This window comes from Streptomyces sp. NPDC002232 (assembly GCF_042890295.1).
Taxonomy (GTDB): domain Bacteria; phylum Actinomycetota; class Actinomycetes; order Streptomycetales; family Streptomycetaceae; genus Streptomyces.
On record NZ_JBIARV010000002.1, the window covers coordinates 440021 to 464122 of the forward strand.

Consider the following 24102-nt stretch of genomic DNA (forward strand, 5'->3'; position numbering starts at 1 on the left):
CACCCCTAGGCGCGGTGGGCGGTCGGTCGTACCAGGAGGACACAGGTCAGCGCGGCGAGCACCACCGCCGCTCCCCCGGCGGCCACCGGGCCCGCCACGGGTTCCACGGACTGGGCGGCCGCCGCGAGGAGGCAGACGGTGGCGGCGCTGAGCACCGCGCCGAAGGCCTGGAGCAGCAGCCCGAGCCAGAGCACGGTCCCGGTCAGGAGCAGGGTGACCAGGCGCGGCAGCGTCGGCCACGGCGCGCCCGGCCAGGCCAGGGAGGCGGCGAGGGCCAGCCCGAGGAGCACGGTGAGGTAGCCGCCGAGGCAGAGGACGAGGGTCCCGGTGACCGCACGGCGGAACTCGCGGGCGGTGGTGAGGGTCCGCAGCCGGGTCAGGCTGCCGTCCCGGAAGCGGTGGAGCAGCCATTCGGCGGGCCCCATGGAGAGGGTGAGCGCGATGACCGCGCCCGCCCCGCCCACCGTGGTGTCGCCCACGCCGGCCCGGAGGACGAGCAGGCCGCTGCCGAGGCCGAAGAGGCCGTACGGGAGGGAGGCGGCCCGCGGGGGTCCGCCGCGGCCCGCCGCTCCCGGGCGGGCCCCCGGGCGCAGGACGAGCGCGGCGAGGACGACGGAGGCGGCGAGGGAGGTGAGGAGGAGGGTCGCGCGCAGGGCGTCCGGCAGGTCCCAGCGGAAGGCGGGGACGGCGCCGGTGAGCGGCAGCAGGGCGCAGAGCAGGGCCCGTTCGCGGCCGAGGACCAGGAGGACGGTCGCGGCGGCGAGGTAGAGCGACTGTCCGGCGGCGAGGACGGCGGCCGGGGTCTCGCCCGGCCCGGCGGTCGCGAGGGCGACGGCGGCCCCGGCGAGGGCCCCGGCCGGGGCGCCGGTGAGCAGGGCGCGGGCGGCGGCGGGCCGGTCGCCGAGCCCGAGCCAGGTGTACGCGCGGTGGGAGAGGGCCTGGTTCCACACCCAGCCGGTGACGGCTCCGGCGAGCAGCGGGACGGTTCCGGCGGGGAGCCCGAACCGGCCGTGGGCGCCGGCGAGGAGGGGTGCGGCGAGGACGTAGGCGAGGCCGGGGAGCGCGAAGACGAGTCCGCGCAGCAGGCAGCCGGCGAGCTCGCCGTACCAGGCGCCGGCGGGCGGGGCCGCCGGTTCGGGGTGGCGCCGCTCCACGCGCGCGTAGAGGTCCTCGGCGAGGGAGAAGGAGTCGGCGCGGCCGTAGGTGAGCCGGATGTGCTCGTCGTTCATGCCGTCGGACTCGAGGATCGCGGCGATCTCGTCGGGGTGCACGGCGACGGCGACGAACCCGTCGAGCCGCCGGGCGAGTTCGTCGACGGGATCGGCGGCGAGGCCGTCGTCGGGGGGCGGGGGTGCGGGGCGTTCCGCGGGGCCGGTCCGGCGCGGGCGCGGGATCGCCGGCAGCGGGGCGCCCGCCTTCGGGGGCTTCAGCCAGAGGGAGCCGCTCATGCCGGGGTGCCTCCCGTGACGAGGGACGGGGAGGTGCGGCGGGGGGACGGGATCCTGAGGCGGAGGGGTTCCTGGGGCGGCGCGACCGGGTCGGCCGGGGTGCCGGCCAGCTCGCGGTAGATCCGCCGGAAGCCGTCGACCGAGCGGTGCAGGGTGAACTCGTCGATGACCCGTTGCCGGGCGCGGCGGCCGAGTTCGGCCCGGCGGGCCCCGTCCTGGAGGAGCGCGGAGACGGCGGCGGCCATGACGGCGGGCTCGCGGGGCGGGACGACGATCCCGGTGTCGCCGACGGCCTCCCGTACGCCTCCGACGTCGGTGGAGACGGTGGCGCGGCCGCAGGACATCGCCTCGATGAGGGAGAAGGGGAAGCCCTCGCTGATGGAGGAGAGCATGACGACGCTGCCGGCCGCGTAGGCCGCGGGGACGTCGCTGATCCGGCCCTCGAAGGAGACGCCGTCGGTCACGCCGAGTTCGGCGGCGAGCTTCTCCAGGCGGGTGAGGTAGTCCTCGTTCCCGGCGGGCACCGGCCCGAACAACCGGAGCCTGAGCGCGGGGAGTTCGGCCCGGCAGATCGCGTACGCCCGGATCAGGGTCTCCAGGTCCTTGATGGGGTCGACGCGTCCGCACCAGCTGAGCGTGGGCGTCTCGGGCTCGGGTCCGGCCTCGGGGAAGAGGGCCGGGTCGACGCCGTTGTAGACGGTGCGGATGCGGTCGGCGGGGGCCCCGCCGCGCTCCTCCCAGCGCCGGTTGTACTGGTTGCAGGGGGTGATGAGGTCGGCCTTGCGGTAGCCGAGGGTGTTGAGCTCGCGGTAGAAGCCGAGCATCAGGGCCTTGACGGGCCAGCGCTGTGCCTCGGTGCGGTAGCCGAGGTAGCGCTCGCGGAGGTAGATGCCGTGTTCGGTGAGCAGGAAGGGCACCCCTTCGAAGTGCTGGGCGGCGAGCGCCGGCAGGGTGGCGAGTCCGCTGGAGACGGCGTGCGCCACACCGCCGGTGGATATCCGGGCGGCGAGCGGGCGCAGGGCGTGTTCCAGCAGGTCGGTGGCGGTGAGCGCGTCGTGGACGGTGGGCCGGGCCGCGAGCGTCGGCAGGTGCGGCATGGTCCAGATCCACATCAGGGAGCGCAGCGCGGGCTCGGAGCGCAGCGCGGCGGTCAGCCGTCCCTGCCGGGCGAGTCCGGCGAGTTCGTAGAGGCCGCTGCCGAAGTCGCAGCCCGCGTCGGGGTCGAGGAGGGCGAGCAGGACGCGTTCGTACGCGTCGAGGAAGCGGCGGCGTTCGCGCCCCCGCAGGGGCCGGCGGACGGCCGGGCCCTGCGGGGGTCCCCAGAGGGGGTAGGCGGTGTGGCGGGTGACGTTGGACGGCAGCTCCCAGGTGACGGGTTCGCGGCCGCTGCCGGTGAGGGCGAGGATCTCGAAGTCGACCTCGGGCATGCCTCGGACGAGCTGGTCGCACCAGGTGCTGACGCCGCCGTGGACATGCGGATAGGTGCCTTCGGTGAGCATGGTGACGTGACGGCCACTGCTCGGCATGAGTGTGTTCCCCCCGGAACGAGCAGGTCAGGTGGTCGGGAGCGTGAGCGTGACGGTGGTCTGGAGCGCTTCGGGCGCGGTCCAGGCGGAGCGGGCGCCGGCGTAGGCGGTGCCGAAGGCGGCGGTGCCGAGCACGAGGTTCTTGCGGGTGCCCTCGGGGGCGGTGACGGGCACGGTGACGCCGGAGGGCGCCTTGACGGTGACCGTGGTGCCGACGCGGTAGGCGGTGACCTTTCCGGCGGTGACGGCCTGGTCCCAGGCGGCGCGGCGGTCCAGCTCGGTGCCGACGTCCCGCTGGGCGGGGTTCACCAGGGGCGCGTTCGCCGCGAACAGGGCCCGGTAGTCGGCCAGTACGCGGTCGAGGACGGGGTAGAGCAGCCGCTCCTCGGCGAGGTTGGACTGGTGCACGTAGTGCGGGCGGGGGTCGTTGCCCAGGACGTGGGAGAGGGCGGTACGGGCTTCCTGCGGCACGATGTGGTCGGCGTAGCCGGTAGCCGTGGGGAGCGGGGCGGGCAGGCAGGTGGAGGCCGGGTTGGACTCGCAGACGCCGCTGCCGCCGTCGGCGCGGGACGTGTAGATCCAGTTGTACTCGTCGGTCATCTCGGCGGCGGTGCCCACGTTGTAGTACACGTTCATCGGGTGGCGGGGCACGGTCTTCGCGGCGCCGGTGCCGACGGCCCGCTGCTGGGGTTCGCGGGAGTTGTCGCTCGCGGTCCACTTCACCCCGTTGTCGGCGAGGGCGCCGGCGAGGTTCGGATTGTCGACGGGCTGCTGGGGCAGGGTCCTCAGGCCGGAGTGCTCGCCGGTGACGAGTTCGGAGCGGTCGACGGAGATGCCCTTGCGCACCGCCCAGTTGTGGTTGTCGCGGATCTGGGCGGAGAGTTCGGCGCGGCTGACCCAGAGGGTGTTGCCGCTGGTGTCCTTGGCGCACTGCCAGGGAACGACGCTGTTGTCCTGGACGCAGCCGAGGAAGGGGTGGGTGTAGGTGTGGTTGATCCACCGGTACTGGGCGCGGTCGGCGACGAGCCGGTCGGTGAGCGCGTCGGTGCCGCCGTGCTCGGTCTTCCACTGCTCGCCCTGGCCGCCGTTGTAGACCATGTCGAGGGTGAAGCCGGAGGACTTCTGCCAGGCGGCGGCGTACTGGGCGTCGGCGGCCGTCATGCGGATCGGGTCGACGCCCTCGCCGTCGTCGCCGACGCAGTCGAAGTCGCCGGGGGTGCAGTCGAGCGCGGGGTCCCAGCGGGCGTCGGGGGCGAAGACGTCGTCGACGTGGACGGAGAGGTAGTTGCGGCTCTGGCCGAGGTGGACGCCCTGGGTGAGCCAGTCGACGATGCCACGCGCGAGGGCCCGGAACTGCCGCTGGTACTGGTTGTAGGCGAAGGTGACGACGAGTTCGCGGCGCCCGTCGGCGGTGTACTCGCCGACGAGGCTGGCCCGGCCGCCGCCGGCCGCGGGCACGTCGAGGTAGCTGGTGTAGCCGGCGCGGGGGCGGCCCGCGTAGCCGTAGCTCTCGGCGATCGCCGGGTCGTTGTCCTCGAAGGTGAGCGCGCCGGCGAGGTACCGGAAGGGGCCCGCGCGTCCGGCGGTGGTGACGCCCGCGGTGACGCCGTCGAGGACGCCGGACCAGCCGCCCTGGTCGGTGTAGTCGAGGCCGACGCCGGGGTGCGACCAGGTGTAGGCGTCGACCTGCGGGATCCCGAAGGTCCGCTCGTACGTGTGGAGGGCGGTGGCCTCGGCGGAGTCGGGACCGAAGGCGCTCTCGTGGGGCAGGACGACGCCCTGGTACTTGGCGCGGGGCCGCCCGTCGACGGTGTCGCTCAGGAAGGCGGTGTCGAGGACCGGCCGGTTCGGGTCGTTCAGGTCGACCCTGCGGTAGGGGACGCCGGAGCCCTTCAGTTCGGCGGTGATCGCCCCGACCGCGCTGCCGCCGTCGTCGACGACGAGGACGGTGAGGTCCACGCGGGGCGCCGTCGCGGCGACCGCCTGCGCGGACGGGACCACGGTGGCGAGCAGCGCGGCGGCGGCGAGCGCGGCGATCTTGCCCGCACGGGGCGCGCCGCCGCCGTCGGCGGTGGCGCGCGGCGCGGTTCTGGGCGTACGGATTCGGCCGGAGTCCATGGGCTGGTGTCCCCCCTCGACGGGCGCCGGCCGAACCGGCGGGTCCCGTGGAGATGTCGCTGATGAGGCGAAGAACGGTGTGTCGTCCTTGCGTGAATGAGGCGAGTGTGGCGGGGCGGCCGGGGCCGGAAGGGTAAACATGAAAGAGACACCACGGATGAGTGAATCAGCGCCGCCGTGAGCGAACCGGGTGAGCGAGCGTAGGCTCGTTCTCGGCGCTCTCCGGGCCGAAATACGATGCGGCGGGCACGGTCGGCCCATCCCTCGACCGCCACAGAACTCAATGGAAGCGAGATTTCACCACCGTGACTGCTCTCACTCTCAGCACTGCCGGCGCGGCGACGCTGCGCGCCGACGTCCTCGTCGTCGGCGTCGCGAAGTCCGGGAAGACGCTGGTCGCCGCCCCGGGCGCCGAGGCCGTCGACAAGGCCTTCGACGGCCGGCTCGCCGCCGTCCTGGAGACGCTGGGCGCCTCGGGTGCCGAAGGTGAGGCGACGAAGCTGCCCTCCCCCGCCGGTCTCAAGGCCCCCGTCGTCCTGGCCGTCGGCCTCGGCGCGGCCCCCGAGGACGGCGAGTCCTTCGACGCGGAGACCCTGCGCCGCGCCGCCGGCACCGCCGCCCGCACCCTGACCGGCTCGAAGAAGGCCGCCTTCGCGCTGCCCATCCTCGCCGCCGAGGACGCCGCCGCCATCGCGGAGGGCGCCCTGCTCGGCGCGTACGCCTACACCGCGTACCAGGACGCCGCCGGCGCGAAGAAGCCGCTCGCCGAGGTCGCCCTGCTCGGCGCCAAGCCGCGCGACAAGGCCTTCAAGGCCGCCGCCGAGCGCGCCCAGGCCGTCGCGGAGGAGATCAACCGCGCCCGCGACCTGATCAACCAGCCGCCGAACGACCTGACCCCGGCCGCGTTCGCCGCCGCCGCCCAGGCCGCCGGCAAGGAGCACGGCCTCAAGGTCCAGGTCCTCGACGAGAAGGCGCTCGCCAAGGGCGGCTACGGCGGCATCCTCGGCGTCGGCGTCGGCTCCGTGAACCCGCCCCGCCTGGTCCGCATCGCCTACACGCACCCGAAGGCGGAGAAGACCCTCGCCCTGGTCGGCAAGGGCATCACCTACGACTCGGGCGGCATCTCCCTGAAGCCGGCCGGCCACAACGAGACGATGAAGTGCGACATGAGCGGCGCCGCCGCCGTCTTCTCGTCCGTCGTCGCCGCGGCCCGCCTCGGCCTGGAGGTCAACGTCACGGGCTGGCTCGCCCTCGCGGAGAACATGCCGTCCGGCTCCGCCACCCGCCCGGGTGACGTGCTGCGCATGTACAGCGGCAAGACCGTCGAGGTCCTGAACACCGACGCCGAGGGCCGGCTGGTCCTCGCCGACGCGCTGACCCGCGCCTCCGAGGAGCACCCGGACGCGATCGTCGACGTGGCGACGCTGACCGGCGCCATGGTCCTGGCGCTGGGCAACCGCACCTTCGGCATCATGGCCAACGACGATGACTACCGGACCGCGATCCACGAGATCGCGGACGAGGTAGGCGAGCAGTCCTGGCCGATGCCGCTCCCCGCGGACCTGCGCAAGGGCATGGACTCCCCCACCGCCGACATCGCCAACATGGGCGAGCGGATGGGCGGCGGCCTGGTCGCCGGTCTCTTCCTCCAGGAGTTCGTGGGCGAGGGCATCACCTGGGCCCACCTGGACATCGCCGGCCCGGCCTTCCACGAGGGCGCTCCGTACGGCTACACCCCGAAGGGCGGCACCGGCTCCTCGGTCCGCACCCTGGTGAAGCTGGCCGAGCTCACGGCGGCCGGCGAGGTCTGAGCCGCGCGTCCGTGACGGAAGGCCCCGGGCCGCTTCGGCTCCGGGGCCTTCCCGCGCGCGGCCCGCGCCGGTGCGCCCGGCGCCGTGCGCTCGCGCCCGTCCGGCCCGCGCCGGTGCGCCCCCGGCTGTTCGCCCGCGACGAAATCCGCAGGTTCGTCCGCTCCCGTGACCCCGCCGGACGGACGATCGGCCGTCTCAGAGCACGGCCCCGCGTCCCGTCGTCCGTCAACAAGTGCGAAGATGGGTTCTCGGCAGGACAGGGCCCCCACCACAGGGCCGAAATAAAGCGGCCGGACACCAGCCGCCGCCAGGTCGTCGACGACCGGCGACGAGCGCACATGCATGGAGGACGTGACGTGGCGAACGACGCCAGCACCGTTTTCGACCTAGTGATTCTCGGCGGCGGTAGCGGCGGTTACGCCGCGGCGCTGCGCGGAGCGCAGCTGGGCCTGGACGTCGCACTGATCGAGAAGAACAAGCTCGGCGGCACCTGCCTGCACAACGGCTGCATCCCGACGAAGGCCCTGCTCCACGCCGGCGAGGTCGCCGACCAGGCGCGCGAGGCGGAGCAGTTCGGTGTCAAGGCCTCTTTCGAGGGCATCGACATCAAGGCCGTGCACAAGTACAAGGACGACGTGATCTCGGGCCTGTACAAGGGTCTCCAGGGTCTCGTCGCCTCCCGCAAGGTGACGTACATCGAGGGCACCGGTCACCTGTCCTCCCCGACCTCCGTCGACGTGGACGGCCGTCGCGTCGAGGGTCGTCACGTCCTCCTGGCCACCGGTTCCGTGCCGAAGTCCCTGCCCGGCCTGGAGATCGACGGCAACCGGATCATCTCCTCGGACCACGCGCTGACCCTGGACCGCGTCCCGGAGTCCGCGATCATCCTGGGCGGCGGCGTCATCGGCGTCGAGTTCGCCTCGGCGTGGAAGTCCTTCGGCACCGACGTCACGGTCATCGAGGGCCTGAAGCACCTGGTCCCGGTCGAGGACGAGAACAGCTCCAAGCTTCTTGAGCGCGCGTTCCGCAAGCGCGGCATCAAGTTCAACCTCGGCACCTTCTTCCAGTCCGCCGAGTACACCGACAGCGGCGTCAAGGTCACCCTGGCCGACGGCAAGACCTTCGAGGCCGAGGTCCTCCTGGTCGCCATCGGCCGCGGCCCGGTCTCCGCCGGTCTCGGCTACGAGGAGCAGGGCGTCGCCATGGACCGCGGCTACGTCCTGGCCGACGAGTACATGCGCACCAACGTGCCGACGATCTCGGCCGTGGGCGACCTCGTCCCGACGCTCCAGCTCGCGCACGTCGGCTTCGCCGAGGGCATCCTCGTCGCGGAGCGCCTGGCCGGTCTGAAGACCGTCCCGATCGACTACGACGGTGTGCCCCGGGTGACGTACTGCCACCCCGAGGTCGCCTCCGTCGGCATCACCGAGGCCAAGGCCAAGGAGATCTACGGCGCGGACAAGGTCGTCGCCCTGAAGTACAACCTCGCGGGCAACGGCAAGAGCAAGATCCTCAAGACCGCGGGCGAGATCAAGCTCGTCCAGGTCAAGGACGGTGCCGTGGTCGGCGTCCACATGGTCGGTGACCGCATGGGCGAGCAGGTCGGCGAAGCTCAGCTGATCTACAACTGGGAGGCGCTGCCGGCCGAGGTCGCGCAGCTCATCCACGCCCACCCGACGCAGAACGAGGCCCTCGGCGAGGCCCACCTGGCCCTCGCCGGCAAGCCTCTGCACTCCCACGACTGACGCTCACGTCATCACAGGGCGCGACGACCACTTTCCGCAATTCGTTAGGAGCAACTGAAACCATGTCGGTTTCCGTAACCCTGCCGGCGCTCGGCGAGAGCGTCACCGAGGGCACCGTCACCCGCTGGCTCAAGGCCGAGGGCGAGCGCGTCGAGGCCGACGAGCCGCTGCTCGAGGTCTCGACCGACAAGGTCGACACCGAGATCCCCGCCCCCGCCTCGGGCATCCTGGCCTCCATCAAGGTCGCCGAGGACGAGACGGTCGAGGTGGGCGCCGAGCTCGCCATCATCGACGACGGCAGCGGCGCCCCCGCCGCTGCCGAGGCCCCGGCCGCCGAGGCCCCGGCCGCCGAGGCCCCGGCGCAGGAAGCCCCCGCGCAGGAAGCCCCCGCGCAGGAGGCCCCGCAGGCCGAGCCGTCCACCGAGGCCGAGCAGCCGGCCCCCGCGCCGACGGCCGAGGCGGCCTCCGGCGGTGGTTCCGCCGAGGGCACCGACGTCGTCCTGCCGGCGCTCGGCGAGTCCGTCACCGAGGGCACCGTCACCCGCTGGCTGAAGTCGGTCGGCGAGACCGTCGAGGCCGACGAGCCGCTGCTCGAGGTCTCCACGGACAAGGTCGACACCGAGATCCCCGCCCCCGCCTCCGGCGTTCTCCTGGAGATCGTCGTCGCCGAGGACGAGACCGCCGAGGTCGGCGCCAAGCTGGCCGTCATCGGCGCCGCGGGTGCCGCTCCGGCCGCCGCCCCGGCTCCGGCGGCTCCGGCTCCGGCCGCCGCCCCGGCTCCGGCGGCTCCGGCCCCGGCCGCGGCTGCCCCGGCTCCGGCCGCCCCCGCTCCGGCTCCGGCTGCCCCCGCCGCGGCTCCGGCCGCTCCGGCTCCGGCCGCCGCGGCTCCGGCTCCGGCCGCCGCCGCCCCGTCCATCGCCCCGGCCGTGGTCACCCCGGTCCCGGCCACCCCCGCGGCCGCCCCGGCGGCCCCGGCGGAGGACGGCGCCTACGTGACCCCGCTCGTGCGCAAGCTCGCCACCGAGAACGGTGTCGACCTGGCGTCCGTCAAGGGCTCCGGCGTCGGCGGTCGCATCCGCAAGCAGGACGTCCTCGCGGCCGCCGAGGCCAAGAAGGCCGCCTCGGCCGCTCCCGCCGCCGCCCCGGCCGCCGCCGCGCCGAAGGCCGCCGCCGCGGAGGCCTCCCCGCTGCGTGGCCAGACGGTCAAGATGACCCGCATGCGCAAGGTCATCGGCGACAACATGATGAAGGCGCTGCACGGCCAGGCCCAGCTGTCCTCGGTCGTCGAGGTCGACATCACCAAGCTGATGAAGCTGCGCGGCCGCGCCAAGGACGCGTTCGCCGCCCGTGAGGGCGTCAAGCTCTCCCCGATGCCGTTCTTCGTGAAGGCGGCGGCCCAGGCGCTGAAGGCCCACCCGGTCATCAACGCCCGGATCAACGAGGACGAGGGCACCATCACGTACTTCGACTCGGAGAACATCGGCATCGCCGTGGACTCCGAGAAGGGTCTGATGACGCCGGTCATCAAGGGTGCGGGCGACCTGAACATCGCCGGCATCTCCAAGGCCACGGCCGAGCTGGCCGGCAAGGTCCGCGCCAGCAAGATCACGCCGGACGAGCTCTCCGGCGCGACCTTCACCATCAGCAACACCGGCTCGCGCGGTGCGCTGTTCGACACGATCATCGTGCCGCCGAACCAGGTCGCCATCCTGGGCATCGGTGCCACGGTCAAGCGTCCGGCCGTCATCGAGACCGCCGAGGGCACCGTCATCGGCGTCCGCGACATGACCTACCTGACGCTGTCGTACGACCACCGCCTGGTGGACGGCGCCGACGCCGCCCGCTACCTGACCGCCGTCAAGGCGATCCTGGAGGCCGGCGAGTTCGAGGTCGACCTCGGCCTGTGAGGCACGGTCGCCGAAAGGCAACGTAACGAGCCTCACCAGCGGCGCCCCCGTCCGGAAGTGTTTCCGGACGGGGGCGCCGCCGTATTGTCTAAGGGTCAACACTCCCCGAGGAGCCGCTTCATGACCGTCCCCGTCGTCCACTCGCTGCGCGAGCAGATCCGCGAGCACATCGTGGAGGGGATCGTCAGCGGCCGCTGGAAGCCGGGCGAGCGCATCGTGGAGCGCCGGATCGCGACCGAGCTGGAGGTCTCCCAGACCCCCGTCCGCGAGGCGCTGCGCGAGCTGGAGTCGCTGCGGCTGATCGAGTCGGCGCCGAACAAGGGCGTCCGGGTCCGCAACCTCACGGCGGCCGACCTGGAGGAGAGCTACCCCGTCCGGGCCGGTCTGGAGCAGATCGCGGCCGAGCTGGCGGCCGGGCGGCTCGCGGCGGACTGCTCGACCCTGGAGCCGCACGTGGCGGCCCTGTACGAGGCGGACGCGGCCTCCGACGGGACGGCGCAGGTGCGGCACACGGTGGCCTTCCACCGGGAGCTGGTGAAGGCGGCCGGGAACGGCGTCCTGCTGCACACCTGGGAGACGCTGGGCATCGAGGTGTTCACGGCCCTGTCGATCCGCTGGCTGGGCACGGTCCAGAAGTCGTACGCGGAGGAGCACCAGGAGCTGGTGGAGGCCTTCCGGCGGGGCGATCCGAACATCGGTGCGCTCGTGAAGGCACACGTTCTGGGCTGCGCACCGCGCGCCTGAGCCATGACTTTACGCACAGTGAGCGGGCCCGTTCGTCGACGGGCCCGCTCATTCGTGCGCGCACAGCCCCGGAACAGCCCTTCGGCAGCCGTTCCGACCTGCGAAAACAGGCCACCGGCCGAGGCACCGGGTGCCCTCCGCCCTGGCACCCTGTGCCGACTTTCTCGATCTGAAGAGGTTTTCGCCTTCAACCCTTTGATCGATCATCGATCGCCGGTTTAGAGTCTTCGGCGGGCCGCACCCGGCCCTTCGCCCTGTCCTGCCAGACAAGGCCACCATCTCCACCCCACCTGTCCGGAAGGCGGCGATCATGACCGATCCCGTAGGCAAGATTCCGAGCGAGCTCGACCAGCTCCCGGACCGTGACACCGAGGAGACCGCCGAATGGGCGGCCTCCCTGGACGCCGTCACCAAGGCCGCCGGCCCCCACCGGGCCGCCTACCTGATGCGCCGTACGCTCCAGCACGCCGAGGGCGCGGGCCTGGCCCTGCCGAAGCTCCTGGAGACCGATTACGTCAACACCATCCCCACCTCCGCCGAGCCCTCGGTCTCCGAGTTCGGCGGCGACGAGGAGATGGAGCGGAAGATCACCGCGTGGAACCGCTGGAACGCGGCCGCGATGGTCTCCCGCGGTTCCAAGCACGGCGTCGGCGGCCACATCGCCACCTTCGCCTCCGCGGCCTGGCTCTACGAGACCGGCTTCAACCACTTCTTCAAGGGCAAGGAAGCCGACGGTTCCGGCGACCAGCTCTACATCCAGGGCCACGCCTCCCCCGGCATCTACGCCCGCGCGTTCCTCGACGGACGCCTGGACGAGTCCCACCTCGACAACTTCCGGCAGGAGTCCGGCGGCAACGGCCTGCCCTCCTACCCGCACCCGCGCCGCCTCCCCTGGCTGTGGGAGTTCCCCACCGTCTCCATGGGTCTGGGCCCGCTCTCGGCGATCTACCAGGCGCGGTTCAACCGCTACCTGACCAACCGCGCCATCAAGGACGTCTCCGCCTCGCACGTGTGGGCGTTCCTCGGTGACGGCGAGATGGACGAGCCCGAGTCGACCGCGGCCCTCGCCCTGGCGGCCCGCGAGGGTCTGGACAACCTGACCTTCGTCATCAACTGCAACCTTCAGCGCCTCGACGGCCCGGTCCGCGCCAACTTCAAGATCGTGCAGGAGCTGGAGGCCCAGTTCCGCGGCGCCGGCTGGAACGTCGTGAAGTCGCTGTGGGGCAACGCCTGGGACGAGCTGTTCGCGCTCGACACCACCGGCGCCCTCGTCCGCCGCCTCCGCGAGGTGCCGGACGCGCAGGTCCAGACGTACCAGACCCGCGACGCCGCCTACATCCGCCAGGACTTCTTCGGCAAGGACCCGGCGCTCGTCGCGATGGCGCAGCTGCTGTCCGACGACAAGATCCTCGAGTGCTTCCACCTCTCCCGCGGTGGCCACGAGCCGCGCAAGGTGTACGCCGCCTACAAGGCCGCCCTGGAGTTCAAGGGCGCGCCGACGGTGATCCTCGCGCAGACCGTCAAGGGCTTCACCCTGGGTGAGGGCTTCGCGTCGAAGAACGCGAACCACCAGATGAAGAAGCTGTCGACGGACGAGTTCAAGAACATGCGTGACCTTCTTGAGCTGCCCATCTCCGACGAGCGGTTCGCCGACGGCCAGGTGCCCTACGGCCACCCCGGCGCCGACTCCCCCGAGGTCCGCTACCTCCAGGAGCGCCGCGCGGCCCTCGGCGGCCCGGCCCCGGCCCGCCGCACGCACCCGCTCGCCCCGCTGCCGGCCCCGGCCGACAAGGCGTTCGCCGCGTTCGACAAGGGCTCCGGCTCGCAGTCGATGGCCACCACGATGGCGTTCGTGCGACTGATCAAGGACCTGATCCGCGACAAGGAGACCGGCAAGCGCTGGGTCCCGATCGTCCCGGACGAGGCCCGTACCTTCGGCATGGAGTCGCTCTTCCCGTCGCTCGGCATCTACTCGCCGAAGGGCCAGACGTACGAGCCGGTCGACCGCGACCAGCTGATGTACTACAAGGAGGCCGTCAACGGCCAGATCCTGAACGAGGGCATCACCGAGGCCGGCTCGATGGCCGACTTCATCGCCGCGTCCACCGCGTACTCCACGCACGGCGAGGCGATGATCCCCTTCTACATCTTCTACTCGATGTTCGGCTGGCAGCGGACCGCCGACCAGATGTGGCAGCTCGGCGACCAGCTCGGCCGCGGCTTCCTCGTCGGCGCGACCGCCGGCCGCACGACCCTGACGGGCGAGGGCCTCCAGCACGCCGACGGCCACTCGCCGGTGATCGCGGCCACCAACCCGGCCGCCCTGACGTACGACCCGGCGTTCGCCTACGAGGTCGCGGTCATCGTCAAGGAGGGTCTGCGCCGGATGTACGGCGAGGCCGCCGAGGGCGAGGACCAGAACGTCTTCTACTACCTGACGGTCTACAACGAGCCGATGCCGCAGCCGGCCAAGCCGTCCGGCATCGACGAGGGCATCGTCAAGGGCCTGTACCGCTTCAACACGGCGGAGTCGGCCGGTCTCGACCTGCCCGCGAACGCCTCGCGGATCCAGCTGCTGTCCTCCGGCACGGCCATCCACTGGGCCCTGGAGGCGCAGAAGCTGCTCGCCGCCGAGTGGGGCGTGGGCGCCGACGTGTGGTCCGCGACCTCCTGGACCGAGCTGCGCCGTGACGCGCTGGAGGCCGACGCGGCCCTCCTGCGCGGCGAGGAGCAGGTGCCGTACGTCCGCAAGGCCCTGGAGGGCGTCGACTCCCCGGTCCTCGCGGTCTCCGACTACATGCGCCAGGTCCCGGACCAGATCGCGCAGTGGATCGAGCAGGACTACACCTCGCTGGGCGCCGACGGCTTCGGCCTCTCGGACACCCGCGACGCGGCCCGCCGCCACTTCGGCGTCGACGCCCAGTCGATCGTCGTCGCGGCCCTGGCCCAGCTGGCCCGCCGCGGCGAGGTCCCGGCCTCGGCCGTGAAGGAGGCGCGCGAGCGCTACGGCCTGTAAGGGCCCCCGCTCCGCCGAGGCGGGCGGCACGCATGATGGAGTCATGCGTGCCGCCCGCCTCATCAAGTTGGTCCTGCTCCTCCAGTCGCGTCCGTCGATGACGGCGGCCGAACTGGCCGCGGAGCTGGAGGTGTCGGAGCGGACCATCACCCGGGACGCGCTCGCCCTCTCCGAGGCCGGGGTGCCGGTGTACGCGGACCGGGGCAGGGCCGGCGGCTACCGGCTCGTCGGCGGCTACCGCACGCGGCTCACGGGGCTGGCGCGCGGTGAGGCGGAGGCGCTGTTCCTGTCGGGGCTGCCGGGCGCGCTGCGGGACATGGGGCTGGCGGACGCGGCCTCGGCGGCCCGCCTGAAGGTGTCGGCGGCGCTGCTGCCCTCGCTGCGGGACGCGCACGAGTCGGCGGCCCGGCGCTTCCACCTGGACGCGCCCGGCTGGTACCAGGAGCCCGAGACCCCGGAGCTGCTCGCCCCGGTGGCGGAGGCCGTGTGGGACGACCGGCGGGTGTCGGCCCGGTACCGGCGCGGGGACGGCGCGGAGGTGGAGCGGGAGCTCGAACCGCACGGCCTCGTCCTGAAGGCGGGGGTCTGGTACGTCTGCGCGCGCTCGGGCCGCTCCTTCCGCACGTACCGGGTGGACCGCTTCACGGCGGTGGCCGTGGGCGAGGACCGCTTCGACCGGGACCCTGACTTCGACCTGCCCGCCTTCTGGGAGGAGCGGTCGGCCGAGTTCGCCCGCTCCCTGCTCCGCGCGGAGGTGACGGTACGGCTCTCGGAGGCGGGCGCGCGGCGGCTGCCGTACGTCACGGACCGCGCGGCGGCCGAGGCGGCGCTCGCGGCCGGGACCGCCGAGGACGGCCTGCTGCGGGTGGTCCTGCGGGTGGAGAGCGAGGACGTCGCCTTCAGCCAGTTGCTCGGACTCGGCCCGGAGGTGGAGGTGCTGGCCCCGGACACGCTCCGCACGAGGTGCGCGGAGGCGGCCCGGGGGATGGCGGCGCTGTACGGGTAGCGGCGTGCGGGCGCCACCGGCAGGGGCGGGGGCGTGGAGGCCGTACGAGCGCCACCGGCAGGGCCGTAACGAGCGCCACCGTTAGTCGGCCGTACGGCGCTAGCGGCCGGCCGTACGAGCCCTACCGGTGGTCGGCCGTACGGGCCCTACCGGTGGTCGGCCGTACGGGCCCTACCGGTAGTCCGCCACGTCCGGTGTGCCGGTCTCGCCCGCGATGATGAAGCCCCAGGCGTCCGGCCGGGAGCCGTCCGCGTCGGTGAACCCGTACTCCTTCGCGAGGCCGCCGCTGGACAGCGACTGCCCGGTCCAGCGGTGGCGGTCGGGGTCGGCGGCGAGGGCGGCGACGGCCCGGCCGACGTACACCGGCGACTCGGAGACGGCGAAGTCCGGGATCTTCGCGGTGGCGTCGCGCCAGTTCTCCTCGGTGACGCCGAAGCCGGCGAGCATCTGCTCCGACCTGAGCCAGCCGGGCGTGACGGCGACGGCGGTGCCGCCGAACTCCGCCAGCTCCTTCGCGAGGCCGAAGGCCATCCGGAGGGGCGCGTTCTTGGTGAGGTCGTAGTACAGGTTCTCGCGGTACCGGGTCCCGTTGTACTCGGCCGTGCCGTCGGTGACCTCGACGACGAGCCCGCCGGAGTGGCGGATCAGCAGCGGGAGCGCGAGGTGCGAGGTGATGGCGCGGGTCCTCACTCCGAGTTCGAGCATCCTGAGGCCGCCGTCGAGGTCGCTCTCCCAGGTCTTCCTGCCGAAGACGAGCAGGTGCTCGCCGCCCCACACGTCGTTGACGAGGACGTCGAGCCGGCCCCGCTCCCGGTCGATCCGGTCGACGAGGGCGCGGACCTGCTCGGGCTCCAGGTGGTCGGTGGGGACGGCGATGCCCTCGCCGCCCGCGGCCGTCACCAGTTCGGCGGTCTCCTCGATGGTCTCCGTGGCGCGGCCGACCTCGCTGAGCTTCTCGCGGGTGGTGCGTCCGGTGACGTAGACGGTGGCTCCGGCGGCGCCGAGCTGGACGGCGATGGCCCGTCCGGCGCCCCGGGTGGCACCGGCGACCAGGCAGATCCGTCCGCGCAGGGGGGTGGTTTCTGTCGTCATGGTCCCCAGGCTGGCAGGAAAGCACGACATCTTCTGTCCGGATTCGTTTCGGGCTTTCCGGGTGCGTCGGACCTCGCGAGCCGTGATGCTGGTCCCGTGATGGACGAGACCGAGTTCTGGGAGCTGATCGACGCCACCCGCGAGGAAGCCGAGGGCGACCCCGAGGAGCAGGCCGATCTGCTCGTGGAGCGGCTGACCCGGCTGGACCCCGACTCGGTGCTCGACTACGCGCGCCACTTCGAGGCCCGTTTCAACCGCGCCTACCTCTGGGACCTGTGGGGCGCCGCGGCGGTGCTCTTCGACGGGGCGGGCGAGGAGACCTTCGACTCGTTCCGCTGCTGGCTGATCGGCCAGGGCCGGGAGGTGTACGAGGGCGGTGTGCACGATCCGGACGCGCTCGCGGAACTGCTCGGCGACTTCGACGTGGAGATCGACGGGGACGGCGAGGAGATCGGTTTCGCGGCGGACGAGGCGTACGAGGCGCTGACCGGCGCGGAGACCCCCGACCTGGGCATCCCGATGCCGGGCGGGGAGCCGCTGGGCGCGCCCTTCGACCTGGCGGACGACGACGCGCTCGCGGCCAGGTTCCCCCGGCTGTGGGAGCGCTTCGGGACGGTGTGACGCGCGGGGGCGAGGCGCGGGTGCTCCGCGCCCCCGGGTGGTGCGGCGCCGGGGGCGGGGGCGGTGGACGTCAGAAGTGGGTGCCGCCGTCGATGCGGACCTCGGTGCCGGTGATGAACCGGCCGTCCTCGGAGGCGAGCATCGCGACGACGCCGGCGACGGTCTCGGGACCGGCGAAGCCCTGGCCGAGGGCGGGGGCGAGCTTGGTGAAGAGCGACCAGTCGGCGTCCTCGGGGAGACCGGGGCCGACGCTCTGGCGGCTGGCGCCGGTGCCGTCCGTCATGCCGGAGGAGATGGAGCCGGGCTGGACGGCGGTGAAGCGGATGCCCTGCTTGGCGTACTCGGCGGCGAGCGCGTGGGTCATCGACTGGATGCCGCCCTTGCTGGCCGCGTAGGCGGCCATGTAGGGGTGGGCGAAGAGCGCGGAGGTGGAGGAGAAGTTCACGACGGCGGAGCCGTTGCCCTCCAGGAGGGCGGGGATCGCCTCGCGGATCATCAGGAAGGTGCCGGTGAGGTTGATCCGTATGACCTGCTCGAAGGAGTCGAGGCTCGTCTCGTGGGTGTGCGAGGAGCGCAGGATGCCGGCCGCGTTGACCAGGACGTCCAGGCCGCCGAGCGCCTCGACGGCGGCGGCGACGCCGGCCCGTACGGAGGCCTCGTCGCCGACGTTCACGACGACGGTGGTGAGGCGGTCGGCGGCGTCGCCGGCCTTGGCGACGGTGTCCTTGAGGCCGTCCTCGCTGATGTCCGCGGCGACGACGCGGCCGCCCTCGGCGAGCACGCGCAGGACGGTGGCCTGGCCGATGCCGGAGCCGCCGCCGGTGATGAGGGCGCGGCGTCCTTCATAACGGGTCAGCTGGTTCATGTCGACAACCTCTCGATGTCAAGCTTTCCGGGGATTGGTGCCACCGTACGCCTGCATGGCACGTTTTGCCACACCTGCACGTCATGCACATGAGGCAGTCGCGGGCGTACGCTTCACGGGTGAGCACGAAGCCCGAGGGGGCCCCCTCCCCCTCCCCCTCGCTGACGGAACGCCGCAAGGCCGCCACCCAGCTGGACATCGCCCGCGCCGCCGCCGAGCTCTTCACCGAGCGCGGACCCGACGGCACCACGGCCGAGGAGATCGCCCAGCGGGCGGGCGTCGCCCTGCGCACCTTCTACCGCTACTTCCGCTCCAAGCAGGACGCCGTCGCCCCGCTCCTCGCGGGCGGCGCCGACCGCTGGCGGGCGCGGCTCGCCGCGACGGAGCCCGGCGCGGGCGTGCCCGAGGCCCTGGAGCGCTCGATCGCCGCCTCCCTCACCCCGGAGTCCGCCGCCGAGGAGGAGGGCCTGCGCTGGACCCGCGGGCTGCTCCGCGCCGCCGCCGAGGACCCCGCCCTCCGGGCCGTCTGGTACCGGGTCAACCAGGAGTCCGAGGAACGGCTGCGCGACGTCGTCGCCGGGCTCGCCGGACCGGACGCCGACCCGCTGGAGGTGCGGCTCGCGGCGGCGGCGGCCACCGACGCCATCCGGATCGCCCTGGAGAGCTGGGCCGGGACGGACGCCCCGGAGCGCGGCGAGGGCGCCCCGGCCGCCCTGGCGGTCCGCTGCCTGCGCGAACTGATGGGCGGCATGCGGCTGCTGCGGGACGGCGCCTCGGTCGGGTGACCCGCGGGGCCTGGGCGGGGGCCCTCGGGTGTGCGGCCTGATCGCGGGCCCCCGCAGGTGTGCGGCGGCGTCCTCCGGGCGCGCGGGCCGGGGCGGAAGCCCTCAGGTGCGCAGCGAGCGGCCCATGAGGACGTCGTCCACGTACGCCCCGTCGAGGAACAGCTCCCCCGGCAGCACGCCCTCCACCGCGAAGCCCTCCGAGGCGTACAGCGCCCGGGCCGGGGCGTTGTGCCCGAGGACCCGCAGCGTGATCCGGACCGCCCCCTCCGCCCGGGCCCGGTCCATCGCGGCCCGCAGCAGCGCCCGGGCGACTCCCCCGCCCCGGGCCGACTCGGCCACGGCCAGGCCCTGGATCTGACGGACGTGGGCGGTCGCCGCGAGCGGGGTCGGCGGCACCACCCGCACGAAGCCGACGAGCTGCCCGGAGCGCACCGCCACCAGGTAGTCCCCGGGCAGATGGCGGGCGTCGAGGAAGGGCCGGCCCGGCGCCGGCCGGGGCTGCACCGCGTGGAGCGTCGACCAGGTGGTCCGGTCGAGCTCCGCGAGCGCGGCGTCGTCGTCCTGCACGGCGGTCCGTATCAGCGTCTCCGGCACGATCATGCCGGTCACTGTGCCACGGACCGGTCCGGGGAGGGCAGGATGGGGACCATGCAGCGTTCCGCGATCCGCAAGCGTGTCGCCGTCACCGGCGCCTCCGGGCTCATCGGCTCGGCCCTGGTCCGCTCCCTGCGCGCCGACGGCCACGACGTCCTCCGTCTCGTCCGCCGCCCCGCCCGCACGGCCGACGAGGTCGAATGGGACCCGAAGCGGCTGTACGTCGACGCCGCCGGCCTCGTCGGCGTCGACGCCGTCGTGCACCTGGCGGGCGCGGGCGTCGGCGAGCGCCGCTGGAACGAGGCGTACAAGAAGGAGATCCGGGACAGCCGGGTCCTCGGCACCACGGCCGTCGCGCAGGCGCTCGCCTCGCTCGCCGACCCGCCGGAGGCGCTCGTCTGCGGCACGGCGCTCGGCTTCTACGGCGACACGGGCACCCGCGCGGTGGACGAGAGCGCCCCCGCCGGGACGGGCTTCCTGCCCTCGGTCTGCGTCGAGTGGGAGGCCGCGGCCGCCGCCGCCGAGGAGGCCGGCATCCGGGTCACGTACGCCCGCACGGGCCTGGTGGTCGCCCGCGAGGGCGGCGCCTGGGGCCGCCTCTTCCCCGTCTTCCGGGCCGGGGTCGGCGGGCGGATGGGCGACGGGCGGCAGTACTGGTCGTACATCTCCCTCCACGACGAGGTGGCCGCCCTGCGCCACCTCGTCGACACCCCCGGCCTGTCCGGTCCGGTGAACCTCACGGCCCCCGAACCGGTCACCAACCGCGAGGTGACCGCAGCGATGGGCCGGGTCCTGCACCGTCCGACCCTCTTCACCGTCCCCGCGCCGGCCCTGCGGGTCGTCCTCGGCGACTTCGCCCAGGACGTGCTGGGCAGTCAGCGGGTGCTGCCGGGACGCCTGTTGGAGACCGGCTTCGACTTCGCCTTCCCCACGATCGACGACTCGATCCGGGCGGCGCTGCGCTGATCCGCGCCCCCGGCCGTCCCCGGACGTGCGCGCCCGCGCGCCCCCGTGCTGCGTGCACCCCGCCGCGCGCGGCCGACTTCCCCGGGGGCGCTGCCTAGGCTCGATGCCCACCGTCCGATGCCCAGCGTTCGATACGAACGCGAACTCGGGCATTCCGGAGGCCCGTTGGGGGCACAATGCCTCCCACCGGCGCGCCGACCTGGGGAGGGGCACGTGCTCAGTACCGCAACCAGCGCACAGCACAGGGACGTCGTGGAGGCCGTCGACGTCGTCATCGTGGGAGCCGGTACGGCGGGCCTCGCGGCCGCGCACCGGCTGACCCGCGCCGGGCTCGCCGTCGCCGTCCTGGAGGCCGAGCCGCGGGTCGGCGGGCGGCTCGCCACCGACCTCGTCGACGGCTTCCTGCTCGACCGGGTCGGCCCGCTGCTCACCCTCTCGCCCGAGGAGCTGCGGACCACGCCGGGCCTCGACGGCCTGGAGCTCCGCCCCTTCACGCCCGGGGTACTCGTCCACAGCGACGGGCGGTACGCGCGGTGGGGCGTCCCGCACCCGCGCCGGACGGCCGGACTCCGGGGCGCCGGGGTCCACCGGGGCGTGGGGGGAGCGTTCAACATGGCGCGCGCCCTCGCGAGCGCCCCCCGGAATCCGGCCGCCTCGCTCGACCAGGCGCGGCTCGGCGCCTCCCTCGTGCGGCTCGCCGCGACACCGGCGCAGCGGCTGCTCGTCCGGCCCGACCGGACCGCCCGGGAGGCCCTCACCGCGCGGCTCCCCGCCCGGACCGTGCAGGGCGTGCTGCGGCCCCTGCTCGCGGCGCTCCTCGCCGACCCGGACCTCGGCATGTCGAGCCGTCAGGCCGACCTGGCGCTCCGGGCCTTCGCCCGGGGGCGGGCGGCGGTCCCGGAGGGCGGTGCGGCGGCGCTCCCCGAGCGGCTCGCCGCCGCACTGCCGCCGGGCACCGTCCGCACCGGCGTCCGGGTCACGGACGTGTCGGTGTCCCGGGTCAGGACCGCCGGGCACGGCGTGTTCGGCTGTCGCTCGGTGCTGCTCGCCACGGGGGCGCGCACGGCGGCGGAACTGCTGCCGGGGCTGCGGGTGCCCGCCTTCCACCCGGTGACGGTCCTCCACCACACGGCGCCCGCGGCGCCCACGGCGGACCCGACGCTGCTCCTGGAGTCCGACGCGGGCGGTCCGGTCGCCCACACGGCGGTGATGAGCGCGGTCGACCCGACCCGGGCGCCGGCCGGGCGGACCCTCGTCACGTCCACGGTCCTCGGGACGCCCCCGGACGACACGGAGCGGCGGGTCCGCAAGCACCTGGCCACGCTGTACGGCACGTCCACGGACGACTGGGAGCTCCTGGCCCTCCACCACACCCCGGACGCGGTCCCGGCGATGCCGCCGCCGCACGACGCGCACCGACCGGTCCGGCTGCTGGCCGGGCTCTACGCGTGCGGCGACCACCGGGACACGTCCACGGTGCAGGGGGCGCTGGCGTCGGCGGCGCGCGCGACGAGGGCCCTCCTGAAGGACCTGGGCGTCCGCGCGCCGTCGACGGACGCCGCCGCCTGACACCCACCGACGGGACCCCGCACCCGACCCCGCTGGGGCCCGCGCCCGGCCCCGCTGTGGGCCCGCGCCCGGCACGTGGCGGGCCTGCGCCCCGCCGGTCCGTCGCGCCCGCGCGTTATGGGCAGGCGCCCCCGCCGGGCCGTTGTGGGCAGGCGTTCCGCAAGGGGCGGAACGGGTGGGCACAACGGACCCGCGCCCTGCCGGCGCCAGAGGCTTCTGCGCCCCGACCCGCACCACCGGTGACGGCACCCGGAAGGTGCGGGCCACGGCGCAGAACGCGGAGGCGCCGCTAAGCGCGCCGTCCCGTGTGCCCACCCGTCCCGCCCCAGCGGGACGATTGCCCACACGGGCACCGGGCGAGCGCCCACACGGGGGCGGGGCGAAGGCCCACACGGGCGCGGGCGCCCGGAGGCGGGCGACGGCCCACGTGGCAGCTGGGCTGCCCCTACGCGGACGCACGGGGCGCGCCCACGCAGGCCGGGGTCCGAGCCCGCACCCGTCAGAGGGTCCGAACCCACGCGGGCAGCGGGGCCGGACCCACGCGGGCGGCGGGTCCGGGCCCGCGCGGGCGGCGGGTCCGGGCCCGCGCGGGCAGCGGGTGCGAGCCCGCACCCAGCGGCGGGTCCGGTCACTCGCGGGCGGCGGGGCCGCCCCGCTCGGGTGGCGGGGCGGCGCGTCAGCTGAAGGTGGCCACTCGGTCGCGGTACGTGCGGGCCGCCGCCGCGTCGCGGTACGGCTCCAGGCGGCGCTCGAAGTCCCGGACGTACTCGACCGCCCGCGCCGACCGCATCTCCGAGGCCTGCTGCGCCGCCTCCGCGCCCAGCGCGCACGCCTGGTCGAGTTCGCCGAGGGCCAGCCGGGAGGTGGCGAGGACCACCCGGCAGAAGAGGCGGCTGCGGGCGAAGCCGGGCGCCCGGAGCTGGAGGGCGCGCTCCGCGTACTGCGCGGCCGGCCGGTACTGCTGGAGGTCCCGGTGGCAGTGCCCGAGCTCGTCGGAGAGCTGCGCCTCGTCGAAGTGGCGGGCCCAGTGGGGGACCTCGTCGCCGGGCCGGGCCGCCTCCTGCGCCCGCTCGGCGCGGACCAGCGCGGCGCTGCACGCGCGCGCCTCGCCGAGCACCGCGTGCCCCCGCGCCTCGACGGCGTGCAGCATCGCCTGGACGACGGGCGGCGCGGCGGGCCCGACGCCCTGCTGGGCGACCCGGGCGAGCTGGACGGCCTCCCGTCCGTGGCCGAGGTAGACGGCCTGGCAGCTCATGGTGAGGAGCACGTACGAGCCGTAGGCGCGGTCCCCGGCCGCCTGGGCGAGGCGCAGCGCCTGGACGAAGTAGCGCTGGGCGAGACCGTGGGCGGCGATGTCGTACGAGGTCCAGCCCGCGAGCCGGGTGAGGTCGGCGACGGCGGCGAAGAGCCGGCGCCCGGTGGTCTCCCCGTACGTGCCGCGCAGCATGGGCTCGGCCTCGTGCTCCAGGTACCGGACGAGGGCCTGCCGGGCGTGGCCGCCGCCGTAGGCGTGGTCGAGGGTGCGGAAGAGTTCGCCGACCGAGCGGAGGGCGGCGATGTCGCCGCCGGAGACGCGCTGCCCGGGGCCCCGGTCCGTACCGCGCTGGCGGGGCACCGAGGCGCGGCTCTGGGGCGGGACGCGGGGGTCGTGCGGGGGTGCGGCGATGCGGGGCGCGGGGTGCTGCTCGCCGCGGGCGACCCGGTCGTCGGCGCGGCCGATCAGCCAGTCGCGGCTGGGGACGACGAGCCCGGCGGGGGTGAAGGCGATCTTGCGGAGCTCGGCGTGGCTGCCGGAGTCCTTGCGCCACAGGCCGCTCACGATGTCGACGGCCTCCTCGGGGGTGGCGGCGAACTCCAGGCCCGCGTAGACGGGCGCGCAGGCGTCGAGGCCGAGGTCCTGGGCGGAGAGGCGGCGGCCGAGGCGACGGGTGAAGACCTCGGCGATGAGCGCGGGGGTGGTGCCGCGCGGCTGCTGGCCGCGGAGCCAGCGGGTCACGGAGGTCTTGTCGTACCGCAGGTCGAGGCCGTGTTCCAGACCGAGCTGGTCGACCCGTCTGGCGAGCCCCGCGTTGGAGAACCCCGCTTCGGCGATGAGCGCGGCGAGCTGGCGGTTCGGGATGCGCTGCGGTGGTCGTTCCGTCATCTGCTGTGCGGTCTCCTGCCTTCCGGGTCCGGGCGGCAGTCCCGTCGGACCCTCATGGAACGGCGTGAATTTAGCGGTCCGCACGGCCCGTACCGCCACCTTCGCCCCAGATTCATCCGATCGTGTGAGGATTGAGGACGTCGCTG

At 74.1% G+C, this 24102-nt stretch carries 17 protein-coding genes; 10 read left to right on the plus strand and 7 right to left on the minus strand.

The window, feature by feature from the left end; translation table 11 throughout:
• Positions 1 to 5: 5 nt before the first annotated feature.
• The 3 genes from ACFYXU_RS08745 to ACFYXU_RS08755 are packed head-to-tail and all read right to left on the minus strand — an operon-like array spanning position 6 to position 5092.
• A complete protein-coding gene (locus ACFYXU_RS08745; protein WP_389457000.1) occupies positions 6 to 1448 on the minus strand; it encodes a hypothetical protein in 1443 nt (480 codons plus the stop codon).
• Complete coding sequence (gene pelF, locus ACFYXU_RS08750; protein ID WP_361394001.1) at positions 1445 to 2974, minus strand: GT4 family glycosyltransferase PelF; 1530 nt, start codon at positions 2972 to 2974, stop codon at positions 1445 to 1447. The genes ACFYXU_RS08745 and pelF overlap by 4 nt, the downstream gene beginning before the upstream one ends.
• A 27-nt stretch (positions 2975 to 3001) precedes the next feature.
• The gene (locus ACFYXU_RS08755; RefSeq protein WP_376515248.1) at positions 3002 to 5092 is read right to left on the minus strand and encodes a hypothetical protein; all 2091 of its coding nucleotides are present in this window, start codon (positions 5090 to 5092) and stop codon (positions 3002 to 3004) included.
• Positions 5093 to 5397: 305 nt separating this feature from the next.
• On the opposite strand from ACFYXU_RS08755, the gene ACFYXU_RS08760 reads away from it, so the two are divergent.
• The 6 genes from ACFYXU_RS08760 to ACFYXU_RS08785 all read left to right on the plus strand — a co-directional run bounded on the left by ACFYXU_RS08760 (position 5398) and on the right by ACFYXU_RS08785 (position 15321).
• The gene (locus tag ACFYXU_RS08760; RefSeq protein ID WP_376515246.1) at positions 5398 to 6903 is read left to right on the plus strand and encodes a leucyl aminopeptidase; all 1506 of its coding nucleotides are present in this window, start codon (positions 5398 to 5400) and stop codon (positions 6901 to 6903) included.
• Positions 6904 to 7259: 356 nt separating this feature from the next.
• On the plus strand, positions 7260 to 8648 hold the full coding sequence (lpdA, locus tag ACFYXU_RS08765) for a dihydrolipoyl dehydrogenase (protein ID WP_389457002.1): 1389 nt from the start codon (positions 7260 to 7262) through the stop codon (positions 8646 to 8648).
• 62 nt (positions 8649 to 8710) lie between these two features.
• Entirely contained in the window at positions 8711 to 10555 is a 1845-nt protein-coding gene (sucB, locus tag ACFYXU_RS08770; protein ID WP_389457004.1) for a 2-oxoglutarate dehydrogenase, E2 component, dihydrolipoamide succinyltransferase, read from the plus strand.
• Positions 10556 to 10675: 120 nt separating this feature from the next.
• Entirely contained in the window at positions 10676 to 11299 is a 624-nt protein-coding gene (locus tag ACFYXU_RS08775; RefSeq protein ID WP_123451562.1) for a GntR family transcriptional regulator, read from the plus strand.
• A 310-nt stretch (positions 11300 to 11609) separates the two neighbouring features.
• The gene (aceE, locus tag ACFYXU_RS08780) at positions 11610 to 14315 is read left to right on the plus strand and encodes a pyruvate dehydrogenase (acetyl-transferring), homodimeric type (RefSeq protein ID WP_376517747.1); all 2706 of its coding nucleotides are present in this window, start codon (positions 11610 to 11612) and stop codon (positions 14313 to 14315) included.
• Between the two features lie 43 nt (positions 14316 to 14358).
• Complete coding sequence (locus ACFYXU_RS08785; protein WP_376513729.1) at positions 14359 to 15321, plus strand: helix-turn-helix transcriptional regulator; 963 nt, start codon at positions 14359 to 14361, stop codon at positions 15319 to 15321.
• Between the two features lie 171 nt (positions 15322 to 15492).
• Here ACFYXU_RS08785 and ACFYXU_RS08790 read toward each other — a convergent pair whose 3' ends face one another.
• Positions 15493 to 16413 carry an SDR family oxidoreductase gene (locus tag ACFYXU_RS08790; protein ID WP_389457007.1) on the minus strand — a complete coding sequence of 307 codons (921 nt, stop codon included), beginning with the start codon at positions 16411 to 16413 and terminating at the stop codon, positions 15493 to 15495.
• 99 nt (positions 16414 to 16512) lie between these two features.
• On the opposite strand from ACFYXU_RS08790, the gene ACFYXU_RS08795 reads away from it, so the two are divergent.
• Positions 16513 to 17034, plus strand: a complete 522-nt coding sequence (locus tag ACFYXU_RS08795; protein WP_361394314.1) for a DUF4240 domain-containing protein — start codon at positions 16513 to 16515, stop codon at positions 17032 to 17034.
• A gap of 70 nt (positions 17035 to 17104) precedes the next feature.
• Here ACFYXU_RS08795 and ACFYXU_RS08800 read toward each other — a convergent pair whose 3' ends face one another.
• A complete protein-coding gene (locus tag ACFYXU_RS08800) occupies positions 17105 to 17899 on the minus strand; it encodes an SDR family NAD(P)-dependent oxidoreductase (protein WP_384574512.1) in 795 nt (264 codons plus the stop codon).
• An 89-nt stretch (positions 17900 to 17988) separates the two neighbouring features.
• Between ACFYXU_RS08800 and ACFYXU_RS08805 the strand changes: the two genes are divergently transcribed.
• A complete protein-coding gene (locus ACFYXU_RS08805) occupies positions 17989 to 18684 on the plus strand; it encodes a TetR/AcrR family transcriptional regulator (RefSeq protein ID WP_376513777.1) in 696 nt (231 codons plus the stop codon).
• A 102-nt stretch (positions 18685 to 18786) separates the two neighbouring features.
• Here the strand turns inward: ACFYXU_RS08805 and ACFYXU_RS08810 are convergent, their stop codons facing one another.
• On the minus strand, positions 18787 to 19284 hold the full coding sequence (locus ACFYXU_RS08810) for a GNAT family N-acetyltransferase (RefSeq protein WP_389457010.1): 498 nt from the start codon (positions 19282 to 19284) through the stop codon (positions 18787 to 18789).
• A gap of 39 nt (positions 19285 to 19323) precedes the next feature.
• Between ACFYXU_RS08810 and ACFYXU_RS08815 the strand changes: the two genes are divergently transcribed.
• Complete coding sequence (locus tag ACFYXU_RS08815; protein ID WP_389408219.1) at positions 19324 to 20244, plus strand: TIGR01777 family oxidoreductase; 921 nt, start codon at positions 19324 to 19326, stop codon at positions 20242 to 20244.
• A 213-nt stretch (positions 20245 to 20457) separates the two neighbouring features.
• Positions 20458 to 21813 carry an NAD(P)/FAD-dependent oxidoreductase gene (locus ACFYXU_RS08820; RefSeq protein WP_389457012.1) on the plus strand — a complete coding sequence of 452 codons (1356 nt, stop codon included), beginning with the start codon at positions 20458 to 20460 and terminating at the stop codon, positions 21811 to 21813.
• A 676-nt stretch (positions 21814 to 22489) separates the two neighbouring features.
• Here the strand turns inward: ACFYXU_RS08820 and ACFYXU_RS08825 are convergent.
• Complete coding sequence (locus tag ACFYXU_RS08825; RefSeq protein WP_361393981.1) at positions 22490 to 23956, minus strand: regulator; 1467 nt, start codon at positions 23954 to 23956, stop codon at positions 22490 to 22492.
• Between the last annotated feature and the right edge of the window lie 146 nt (positions 23957 to 24102).

Bases quoted from the DNA above. Each gene is read 5' to 3' on its own strand.
- ACFYXU_RS08755 (WP_376515248.1), bottom strand. From the start codon at position 5,092: ATGGACTCCGGCCGAATCCGTACGCCCAGAACCGCGCCGCGCGCCACC.
- ACFYXU_RS08790 (WP_389457007.1), bottom strand. From the start codon at position 16,413: ATGACGACAGAAACCACCCCCCTGCGCGGACGGATCTGCCTGGTCGCC.
- aceE (WP_376517747.1), top strand. From the start codon at position 11,610: ATGACCGATCCCGTAGGCAAGATTCCGAGCGAGCTCGACCAGCTCCCG.
- ACFYXU_RS08815 (WP_389408219.1), top strand. From the start codon at position 19,324: ATGGGGACCATGCAGCGTTCCGCGATCCGCAAGCGTGTCGCCGTCACC.
- ACFYXU_RS08825 (WP_361393981.1), bottom strand. From the start codon at position 23,956: ATGACGGAACGACCACCGCAGCGCATCCCGAACCGCCAGCTCGCCGCG.
- ACFYXU_RS08785 (WP_376513729.1), top strand. From the start codon at position 14,359: ATGCGTGCCGCCCGCCTCATCAAGTTGGTCCTGCTCCTCCAGTCGCGT.
- ACFYXU_RS08795 (WP_361394314.1), top strand. From the start codon at position 16,513: ATGGACGAGACCGAGTTCTGGGAGCTGATCGACGCCACCCGCGAGGAA.
- pelF (WP_361394001.1), bottom strand. From the start codon at position 2,974: ATGCCGAGCAGTGGCCGTCACGTCACCATGCTCACCGAAGGCACCTAT.
- sucB (WP_389457004.1), top strand. From the start codon at position 8,711: ATGTCGGTTTCCGTAACCCTGCCGGCGCTCGGCGAGAGCGTCACCGAG.
- ACFYXU_RS08775 (WP_123451562.1), top strand. From the start codon at position 10,676: ATGACCGTCCCCGTCGTCCACTCGCTGCGCGAGCAGATCCGCGAGCAC.
- ACFYXU_RS08800 (WP_384574512.1), bottom strand. From the start codon at position 17,899: ATGAACCAGCTGACCCGTTATGAAGGACGCCGCGCCCTCATCACCGGC.
- ACFYXU_RS08810 (WP_389457010.1), bottom strand. From the start codon at position 19,284: ATGATCGTGCCGGAGACGCTGATACGGACCGCCGTGCAGGACGACGAC.
- ACFYXU_RS08745 (WP_389457000.1), bottom strand. From the start codon at position 1,448: ATGAGCGGCTCCCTCTGGCTGAAGCCCCCGAAGGCGGGCGCCCCGCTG.
- ACFYXU_RS08805 (WP_376513777.1), top strand. From the start codon at position 17,989: ATGAGGCAGTCGCGGGCGTACGCTTCACGGGTGAGCACGAAGCCCGAG.